9 protein-coding genes and 1 pseudogene are annotated in these 8,453 nt (G+C 70.6%); 3 read left to right on the forward strand and 7 right to left on the reverse strand.

The features are described from left to right. Window positions 1–11: 11 nt before the first annotated feature. On the reverse strand, window positions 12–620 hold the full coding sequence (locus tag ACZ5PB_RS22985) for a GNAT family N-acetyltransferase (RefSeq protein WP_468693576.1): 609 nt from the start codon (window positions 618–620) through the stop codon (window positions 12–14). A gap of 123 nt (window positions 621–743) precedes the next feature. Between ACZ5PB_RS22985 and ACZ5PB_RS22990 the strand changes: the two genes are divergently transcribed. Further along, the gene (locus ACZ5PB_RS22990) at window positions 744–1,277 is read left to right on the forward strand and encodes an HAD domain-containing protein (RefSeq protein WP_468693577.1); all 534 of its coding nucleotides are present in this window, start codon (window positions 744–746) and stop codon (window positions 1,275–1,277) included. Window positions 1,278–1,432: 155 nt separating this feature from the next. On the opposite strand, the gene ACZ5PB_RS22995 is transcribed toward ACZ5PB_RS22990, so the two are convergent. Both ACZ5PB_RS22995 and ACZ5PB_RS23000 read right to left on the reverse strand, forming a co-directional pair. Next, window positions 1,433–1,828 carry a RidA family protein gene (locus ACZ5PB_RS22995; RefSeq protein ID WP_468693604.1) on the reverse strand — a complete coding sequence of 132 codons (396 nt, stop codon included), beginning with the start codon at window positions 1,826–1,828 and terminating at the stop codon, window positions 1,433–1,435. A gap of 140 nt (window positions 1,829–1,968) precedes the next feature. Then, window positions 1,969–2,532 (reverse strand): annotated as a pseudogene (locus tag ACZ5PB_RS23000) (aminoglycoside phosphotransferase family protein); the annotation flags it as partial. A 125-nt stretch (window positions 2,533–2,657) separates the two neighbouring features. Between ACZ5PB_RS23000 and ACZ5PB_RS23005 the strand changes: the two are divergent. After that, complete coding sequence (locus ACZ5PB_RS23005) at window positions 2,658–3,311, forward strand: PadR family transcriptional regulator (protein WP_468693578.1); 654 nt, start codon at window positions 2,658–2,660, stop codon at window positions 3,309–3,311. Window positions 3,312–3,422: 111 nt separating this feature from the next. On the opposite strand, the gene ACZ5PB_RS23010 is transcribed toward ACZ5PB_RS23005, so the two are convergent. Both ACZ5PB_RS23010 and ACZ5PB_RS23015 read right to left on the reverse strand, forming a co-directional pair. Further along, window positions 3,423–4,412, reverse strand: a complete 990-nt coding sequence (locus tag ACZ5PB_RS23010) for an alpha/beta hydrolase (RefSeq protein ID WP_468693579.1) — start codon at window positions 4,410–4,412, stop codon at window positions 3,423–3,425. Window positions 4,413–4,466: 54 nt separating this feature from the next. Then, window positions 4,467–5,168: a glyoxalase gene (locus ACZ5PB_RS23015; RefSeq protein WP_468693580.1), complete on the reverse strand. Its 702-nt coding sequence runs from the start codon at window positions 5,166–5,168 to the stop codon at window positions 4,467–4,469. 158 nt (window positions 5,169–5,326) lie between these two features. Here ACZ5PB_RS23015 and ACZ5PB_RS23020 point away from each other — a divergent pair, with 158 nt between their 5' ends. After that, window positions 5,327–5,782, forward strand: coding sequence for a nuclear transport factor 2 family protein (locus tag ACZ5PB_RS23020; RefSeq protein ID WP_468693581.1), 456 nt, complete (start codon window positions 5,327–5,329; stop codon window positions 5,780–5,782). 145 nt (window positions 5,783–5,927) lie between these two features. On the opposite strand, the gene ACZ5PB_RS23025 is transcribed toward ACZ5PB_RS23020, so the two are convergent. Further along, a complete protein-coding gene (locus ACZ5PB_RS23025) occupies window positions 5,928–7,661 on the reverse strand; it encodes a chitinase (protein ID WP_468693582.1) in 1,734 nt (577 codons plus the stop codon). 136 nt (window positions 7,662–7,797) lie between these two features. Beyond that, complete coding sequence (locus ACZ5PB_RS23030; protein WP_468693583.1) at window positions 7,798–8,115, reverse strand: thioredoxin family protein; 318 nt, start codon at window positions 8,113–8,115, stop codon at window positions 7,798–7,800. Between the last annotated feature and the right edge of the window lie 338 nt (window positions 8,116–8,453).

Raw genomic sequence — 8,453 nt, forward strand, 5'->3', positions numbered from 1 at the left:
GTACGGGAGGGTCACCAGAGCTTGTCGATCTCCCCGGGGTGGAGCTCGACGCGACTGTTGCGGAAGGCGGCCCCGGCCCGCCGGGCGGTGGGTGTGAAGAAGGCCGCCAGGGTGACCTTGTCGAAGCCGGGCCGGTCGCTGGGGAAGGGGTGCCGGGGCGTGCCGCCGATGAGCACGGTGCCGGGGAGCACCTGCCAGCCCGCGTTCTCGTAGAACGTCCGCAACGGGCGGTCGCAGGTGAAGATCCCCAGGTCAAGCCCTTGCGCGCGCATGGCTTCGCGCGCCGCGACCACCAGCCGCCCGCCGTACCCGCGCCCTCTGGCCGCGCGCCGGGTCACCACGGTGCTGAGTCCGCCGGCGGTGTGGACGGTGCCCGCGTGGGTGAGCTCCTTGGTCAGGATGTCCAGGGCTGCCAGCACCGTACCGCCGTCGTCGCTGTCACCGTCCCCGTCGTCGACGAGCAGCATCGACACCGGCCGCAGCGCGGGGTCGTGCACGGGGGCGTCGGGCGGTGTTGCCTCTCCTGGCGGGGAGGGCCAGGCCTGTTCCTGGAGCTCCCGTACCTGCGTACGCAGCTCGGGCGGGGTGTCGGCTTCGGGGAAGGAGAGGATGTGTGGCACGCACCGATTGTCCGCACCCGGTGCGGTGCCGCAAGGCCTTTACGGAGCCGCTGAGGCCACGCGGACCCCAACTGCCTCCTGCGTTCTACCTCTTGGTCCCCTTGATCCACTTAGGCTTCCGCCATGAGTACTCACGGGGAGCGCCCGCTGCTGTTCCTGGACGTCGACGGAACGCTCCTGCCCTTCGGCGGAGCCCGGCTGCCGTCGACCCTCGAAGACTGGGGCGACTGGCAGCAGCCCGCCAATCCGCATCTGGCGACGATCGACCGCACCCTCGGCCCGCGCCTGCTCGCGCTGCCGTGCGAGATCGTCTGGGCCACCGCCTGGATGCACGACGCGAACACCGTCATCGCACCCCTGCTCGGCCTGCCCGAACTACGGGTGGCGGAACTGCCGGAGTGGCCGGGGCAGGACGACGGCGACCTGGTGCACTGGAAGACCCGTGCGCTGGTCGACTTGGCGGCGGGACGGCCGTTCGTGTGGGTCGACGACGAGATCACGGACCTGGACCGCACGTGGGTGGCCAGGCACCACCCGGGGCGGGCACTGCTCCACCGGGTGGACTCTCAACTCGGCCTGGGGGAACGGGACTTCACGGTGCTGAGCCAGTGGCTGCGCGAAGCGAGCGCGACGGGGAGCACCCGTAGTACGGCTTGATTCGCGCGGTCGCTGCGGCGGGTACGGTCCGACGACGAAGGGCACCCGTTGACGACGTTCGGGTAGCTCCGGCGAAAGTGCGCGGCACGCGCGCGTGCGGATCCCCCGTCGCCCCTGCCCAGGCAGACCGATCGGCAGGGGCGTCGGGGGTCAGGTCACGCGACGGCGGTTCCCTCCAGCTCGACCAGCTGGCCGGGGACCGCCAGCCGCGCCACCCCGAGCATCGTCGAGGCCGGCGCGACCCCGGCGGCGCCCAGGCGGCCCGCCAGTACTCCGTAGTGCGGGAAGAGCTGGTCGACGTCGGTCGTGTAGACGTTGAGCCTGACGAGGTTCGCGAGGGACATGCCGGCCTCGGCGAGCACGGCCTCCAGATTGTCGATGCTCAGCGCCAACTGCCCTGCCATGTCGCCTTCGTGCTGGGGCTTGCCGTCGGCGTCCATGGCGGTCTGACCGGAGACGTACAGGGTCCGGGTCTGCCCGGAGACGAGTTCGCCCTGGTTGAAGCCCAGTTCCGTGGACCAGGTCACCGGGTTGACGGCGGTTCGTTGAATTGCCACGTCGGCTCCACTCGCTTCGATTGGTTCGTCGCGCTCGGTTCGTGCGCTTCGAGGGGAGCATCGCAACCATTGACGACAGCTTTCGTCAGGTATTCCGCCGCGTCCTGCAAATCGGCAGAAAAGTCGGGCCGCACTCACCGGGTCAGTGCGAGCAGTTCGTCGATCGCGGGCCCTTCACCTTCGCCGCTGCCGAGGCGGGCGACGGCCGCGAACGGAGCGATCGCCCGGCTCCAGTCGTGGAGCCGCTCGCCGTCGAGCCCGCACGCCTCCGCCACGCGCGCACAGCGGGTTCCGACGCCCTCCAGCCCTGCGCCGACCAGGACGTAGTCCACGGCGTCGAAGCACGGATCGCCCACGCACGCTTTCGGATCGATGGCCATCAGACCGCGCCCGGCACCGCCGTCGAGCACGTTGCCCAGGTGCAGGTCGCCGTGGAGCAGCACGGTCGTGGTCTGCGTGTCCAGCAGTCGCTCGCACCGCTGGACGGCCCGGTTCCACGAGGTGGCATCGATACGCGCCCCGATCGCGCGCTCGGACAACCGCCTGCCGAGCACGGCGGGCACCCGGCCGGAGGCGGCGAACCACCCCAGCATGCCGCCCTGCTCGACCAGCAGATCCCGGTCCGGACTGAGCTTCAGCACGGCGGGCGTACCGTCCGGCCACCGGCAACGCACCGTGACCGAGGAAGCACCTTGCGGCTGTCGAAATTTCTTCGAGCCAACCTGTTGCATCTAGATGGTTACCGATATATCTTTACGAGTGTCGGTTAAGGAGCCGGCACCCATCCGAAAGATCGGAAGAACCACATCGAAGGAGTTCGATCATGAACAGCACACAGCGAAACCAAGAGTTCGGTCCCGAGGGACATCGACGCTTCCGGGGAGCACCCGACAGCCGTGGCGGATTCGCGCCCGGCGCGGGATTCCCGGAGGGCCCCGGACGCCCCGGTGAGTGGCGCGGCAGGGGTCCCCATCACGGAATGGGCGGCGGACCGCGCGGTATGCGCGGCGGTGGTCCCCGTGGTTCCGGTCGTGGGCGGGCGCGGCGCGGTGACGTCCGCGCGGCGGCCCTGGCCCTGCTGGCCGAACGGCCGATGCACGGTTACGAGATGATCCAGGAGCTGGAGTCCCGGACCGGCGGCGTATGGCGCCCCAGCCCCGGATCCCTTTACCCCGCACTGCAGTTGCTGCAGGACGAGGGCCTGGTCACCGCCGACGACTCCAGCGGCAAGCGCCTGCTGACCCTCACCGAGGCGGGCCGCGAGGCAGCCGCCGCCGGGGCGGACAACCGCCCCTGGGAGCAGATCACCGCAGGCGTCCCGCCGGTGCACAAGGTGCTGCGCGACGGCATCGAACAGATCGCCACCGCCGCGCGCCAGGTCGCCGAGGTGGGCACGGACGAGGAGAAGGCCAAGGCGGCCCAGATCCTCACCGACACCCGCAAGGCCCTGTACCGGCTGCTTGCCGACAGTGAGTGAGCACGTTCGGCATTCGTCATGCGTAGCGAGTCCCGTGAGAAACCCCGTACGGGGTGGGTGTGAGTAGGGCCCGGCCAATTGTGGTCGGGCCCTACTCGTATCCGCAGGCGGTCATGCGGCTCGCGCGAGGATCCTTCTCAGCCAGCGGGTACGGGCCTCCGTGGCGTCCCCGCTCAGCGCGGCCCCCGGGGCGAAGGTGTCGAAGCCGTGGAACGCCCCGGGCCATACGTGCAGTTCGGCCCGGCCGCCGCAGCGCCAGAGCGTGTCGGCGTACGCCACCGCCTCGTCCCGCATCGTCTCGACCGAGCCGACGTCGAGGTACGCCGGGGGCAGCCCCGACAGGTCGGTGGCGCGGGCGGGTGCCGCGTAGACGGGCAGGTCGTCGGTTCCGTACAGGTCGCCCAAGTAGGCCTGCCATGCGGTGGAGTTGGAGGTGCGGTCCAGTGTGTCGGTGGCGGACATCCGGTGGCTGGAGTAGGTGTCGCCCCGGTCGTCGAGCATGGGGCACAGCAGTAGTTGGCCGATCGGGGCCGGCCCGCCCCGGTCGCGGGTGAGCAGCGCGAGTGCCGCCGCGAGTCCGCCACCGGCGCTCTTGCCGCCGATGACGATGCGCTCCGGGTCGACGCCGAGCTCGGCCGCGTGCGCGGATGCCCAGGTGAGACCCGCGTAACAGTCCTCCAGCGCGCCGGGGTAGCGCGTCGCCGGTGCGAGCCGGTACTCGGTGGAGACGACCGCCAGTCCCAGCGGGAGTGCCCAGTCGCGAAGCACGCGCGGGAGCACGGACCAGGCGTTGCCGGAGATCATTCCGCCGCCGTGCAGGTAGTACAGCAGGGGCAGCGGGCCGGTGAGCCCGGCGGGCCGCGCGCTGACGAGGGTGACGTCCGGGGCGCCGGACGGGCCCGGGACCCGTAGCTCCGTCACCTCGAATCGACCGCCGTCCCGGAGCTTGTCGACCGTCGGCCGGGGTCGGACGGCGGCGTCCCTGGCCTGGCGTGCGGCCAGGTTCTGCGGGGTGAGCGGCTCGCGCTCCGTGTCCCCCAGGGCCTCGGCGAGTTCCGGGTCGAGCGGGGGTGTGCCGCCTCTGGTGGGTGCAGGGTCCATGCGGCGTAGTCAATCATCCGGTGCGCACGCACCGGCCGCCTGATGGGCCCTCAACTACTTTGCTGCGGCGGCCTTCTCTTCCGTGGCCTCAGTGGCCGCCGTGGCCTCCGTGGTTGCCGTGGTTGCCGCCTCCCAGACGAAACCGTCCGGGTCGGTGAAGCCCCCGGCCCTGCTGCCGAGGACGATGCGGTGCGAGCCGGTGCCCTCGGGCGTGACTCCGACCTCCTTGGCGAGGGCGCGGTGCCGGTACAGGGCCAGCTTGACCGGGCCGGGCCCGTCCTCGGACGGCTGCTTGGCTCCCGCCTCGAACTCGACGTACCTGCTGCCGAAGCTCCTCGCGACGGCGAGCCCCTGGGACACGTAGAACCGCTTGCTCTCGGCCATGTCCGCGACGCCGATGAGGAGTACGAGGTCGTCGATGCGGCGGGTGGCGGGGCCGGTGCTCTTCTTCGCGGAGGTGGCGACCTTCCAGATGGTCCCGTCGGGGGCGCGCAGACAACCTCCGTATCCCCAGAGGGACTTGGTGGCGGGCTTGAGGACGGTGGCACCGGCGTCGACGGCGGTGCCCATCAGGCTGTCGACGTCGACGGGCTCGGGCACGGTGAGTGCCAGGGCGAACCCCCGGAAGCCGGTGCTGGGGGCGTCGGTGGCCCGCAGCCGGACCTGCGTACCGAGGCCGAATGCGGTGGTCGGGAAGCGGTCGGCGGCTGCGTTGTCGGCCACCTCAAGGGTGACGGATGCGATGTTGTTTTCCATGTCCCTCAAACTAGTTGGGGCACCTGCACCGGTGCTTCTCGAATCCTGATCGGTCCATTACTCCTCGGGTAATCGATCTCTCCCCGCCCCTCCGGCAGGATCAGGTGCACCGGCGGGAGCACCCATCGGGGTCGAGCCGCAGCCACGAGGAGAGCCTCATGTCCGTCAACTCCACTACTTCCGCGACTTCCGACACCACCCCCGCTTCCACCGCCGAGGCCACCCGGGCCGTGGTGGGCGAGTTCCTGAAGGCCCGGCTGGCCTCGGACACCGAGCGGCTCATCGAGATCTTCGCCGACGAGGTGGACTGGCTGCTCGCCGACAACCCGGGCGTTCCGTGGATCCGCCCCCGCACCACGGGCGCCGAATGCGCCGCCCAGGGCGCGGAGTTGGCGGACTACACCGTCCCTGAGGACACGCGCGCCTCCGTCGACACCTTCCTCGTCGACGGTACCGACGCCGTGCTGATGGGCCACCTCTCGGGCACCGTACGGGCGACGGGGAAGTCCTTCGAGGGCCCGTTCGCCCTGCACCTCACGGTCGTGGACGGCCGGGTGACCCGGCACCACCTGTACGAGAACAGCCTGTCGATCGCCGAGGCGTGCAAGCCGTAGCGGAGCCACTCCCGGGCCCTCCCAGGGGCAGCAGCAGCGCGGGCAGATAGCCGGTGCAGCAAAAAGCCCGGCCCGCGCGGGGGGACAGCTCCCGCGCGGGCCGGGTGACTCGGGGGTGGGCTGCGGAAGCCCGTGGACGTACGGGTTACGGAAGGCCGTGGACGTGCGGTCCGACCGCGTTGGACCAGGCGTTGCCCGCCGTCGCGTCCCAGTTGGTGGACCAGGTCATCGCGCCGCGCAGCGCCGGGTAGGTCTTGGTGGGCTTGAAGTTGCCGCAGCCGGTGCCCTTGGTGAGGCAGTCGAGGGCGTTGTTGACGATGGCGGGCGACACGTAGCCGCTGCCCGCGCCCCGGGTCGAGGCCGGGACTCCGATGCCGACCTGGGAGGCGTCGAGGCCGCCCTCCAGCTGGATGCAGGCGAGCGCGGTGAGGAAGTCGACCGAGCCCTGGCTGTAGACCTGGCCGTTGCAGCCGAGCATCGAACCGCTGTTGTAGTACTGCATGTTGACGACCGTGAGGATGTCCTTCACGGCGAGTGCCGTCTTGAAGTACTCGGTGCCGGTCGACTGCATGTCGATGGTCTGCGGGGCCATGGTCAGGACCATGTTCGGGCCCGCCTTGGCGGACAGCTGGCGCAGGGCCTTCGTCAGGTACGTCGAGTTGATGCCGTGTTCCAGGTCGATGTCGATGCCGTTGAAGCCGTACTCCTGCATGAGCTGGTACGCGCTGTCGGCGAAGGCGGTGGCGGAGGCGTCACTGTTGATGGTGACGTTGCCCTTCTCGCCGCCGACCGAGATGATCACCGACTTGCCGGCCGTCTTCTTCGCGGCGATGTCCGCCTTGAAGTCGGCGACATTGGTATAGCCCACGGCCGGGTCGAGGTTGAAGACGATCTGGCCGGGCGTGGTGGTGGAGTCGGCGAAGGAGACGGCGATGATGTCGTACTGGGCCTGGACGTCGCGCAGCTTCTGGACGGTCGCGCCGTTGTTGAAGTTCTGCCAGTAGCCGGTCAGGGCGTGCTTGGGGACGTTGGGGTTGGGGCCGGGTCCCGTGCCGCCCTTCGAGGTGCGCCCGCTGACGGTCGCCGACTTGGCGGATTCGCCGGCCGCGTTCGCCGCGGTGACCTGGAAGTCGTACGAGGTGTCGGCGGCCAGCCCTGTCACGGTCGCCGAGGTGCCGTTCACCGTCTGCACCTTCGTACCCCCTCGGTAGACGTGGTACGAGGTGGCGCCGGTGACTCCGGACCAGGACAGGGCGAGCGAGGAGGAGGTGGGGCTGCCGACGGTGAGGCCGGTGGGGGCGGCGGGGATGCCGGGCTCGGGGTCGGTGCCGCCGCCTCCGTCGGGGCCGAAGACGGAGACGTCGTCCACGAAGTAGGCGGCCTGGCCGTACCAGCCGTGGGTGTAGACGGTGACGGACTTGGTGTTGGGACCGGCCTTGAAGGTGGTGGTGAGCTGCTTCCACTCCGTCGAGCCGGGCGACCAGGTGGAGACGTCGGTGGTGCCGGTGCCGCTCGCGCCGAGGTAGGCGTAGCTGCCCTGGGTCCAGGCGGAGAGCGTGTAGGTCGCGCCGGGCTTCACGGCGACGGACTGCGAACACCGGGCGTTGTCCTGGCCGGCGGGGGTCGCCTTGAGCGCGGCGGCACCACCGTGGGTGGGGGTGGTGACGGAACTCCCGGCCGTACAGGTCCAGTTGGCGAGTCCGGACTCGAACCCGGCGTTCTTGGCGACGTTGAGGTCGGCGGCCTGGGCGACGGGCGCGGTGGCGACGCCGACCGCGACGAGGGTGCCGGCCGTCAGCGCGGCGGAGATGACGGCGCGGCGGCGGCGCGGTCGGAGGGCGTGTCTGGCGGGCCTGGCGGGCGCTTGCTGGCGGTCCACGGGGAGCCTCCGGGGAGAGAGGTGTGGGGTGGGGGCGGGGATACGGTGGCCACCGTTGGTGCAGCAATCTGGTCCAGACCAATAGGGTTGTCAAGACCTCTGGCAGAGAAGGGGAGTTGTCCCTGCCGGAGACGCTTCAGAGCGAGGCGTCAAGAAACTCCTCGAAACGGGCACGGTCGAGCGGGCCTTCGTGGGCGGCCACTCCTTCGCCGCTGCGGATCAGCACGAAGGTGGGGGCGGAGGCCACGCCGAAGCGCTGGGTGGGCAGTGGGCACCGAGCCATGTCGGCCCTTACGACGATCAGCCTCTTGCCATATTCCTCGGCGATGTTCCGTACGACACCGTCCATCTCCTTGCATGCGGAGATGGCCTTGGGCCACGTCCCGAAGAAGTACGCGAGCACGGGGCGGTCTCCCGCCCGCGCCAGGATGAAGTCGAACTCGTCACTCTCCATCGGCTGATGAATCCTGCTCACCACGAAGCCTCCAAGATCTCCACGCACCACACTGACCTGCAACAATCCCCCATCATCCCCCAAACCCCCTCCTGCACAGACCTCCATCCCCGCCCCCTTGAGCGGCGGGCCCGCTACACCCCCGCTTCGTCGGGCGGCGGGCCCACCCCCACCCATTGCCCCGCCCCCTCGGGCGCCGGGGCCGGTACGCCTCCGCCTCCTTGGGCGGCGGCGCCGCCCCTACCCCCTAGCCCCCTTGGGCGGCGGGGCCGCCCCCCCCCCCCCCCCCCCGGGGGGGGGGGGGGGGGGGAGGGGGTGGGTCCCCGGTGAGTCAAACC

Source organism: Streptomyces sp. NPDC032721, from assembly GCF_055579625.1.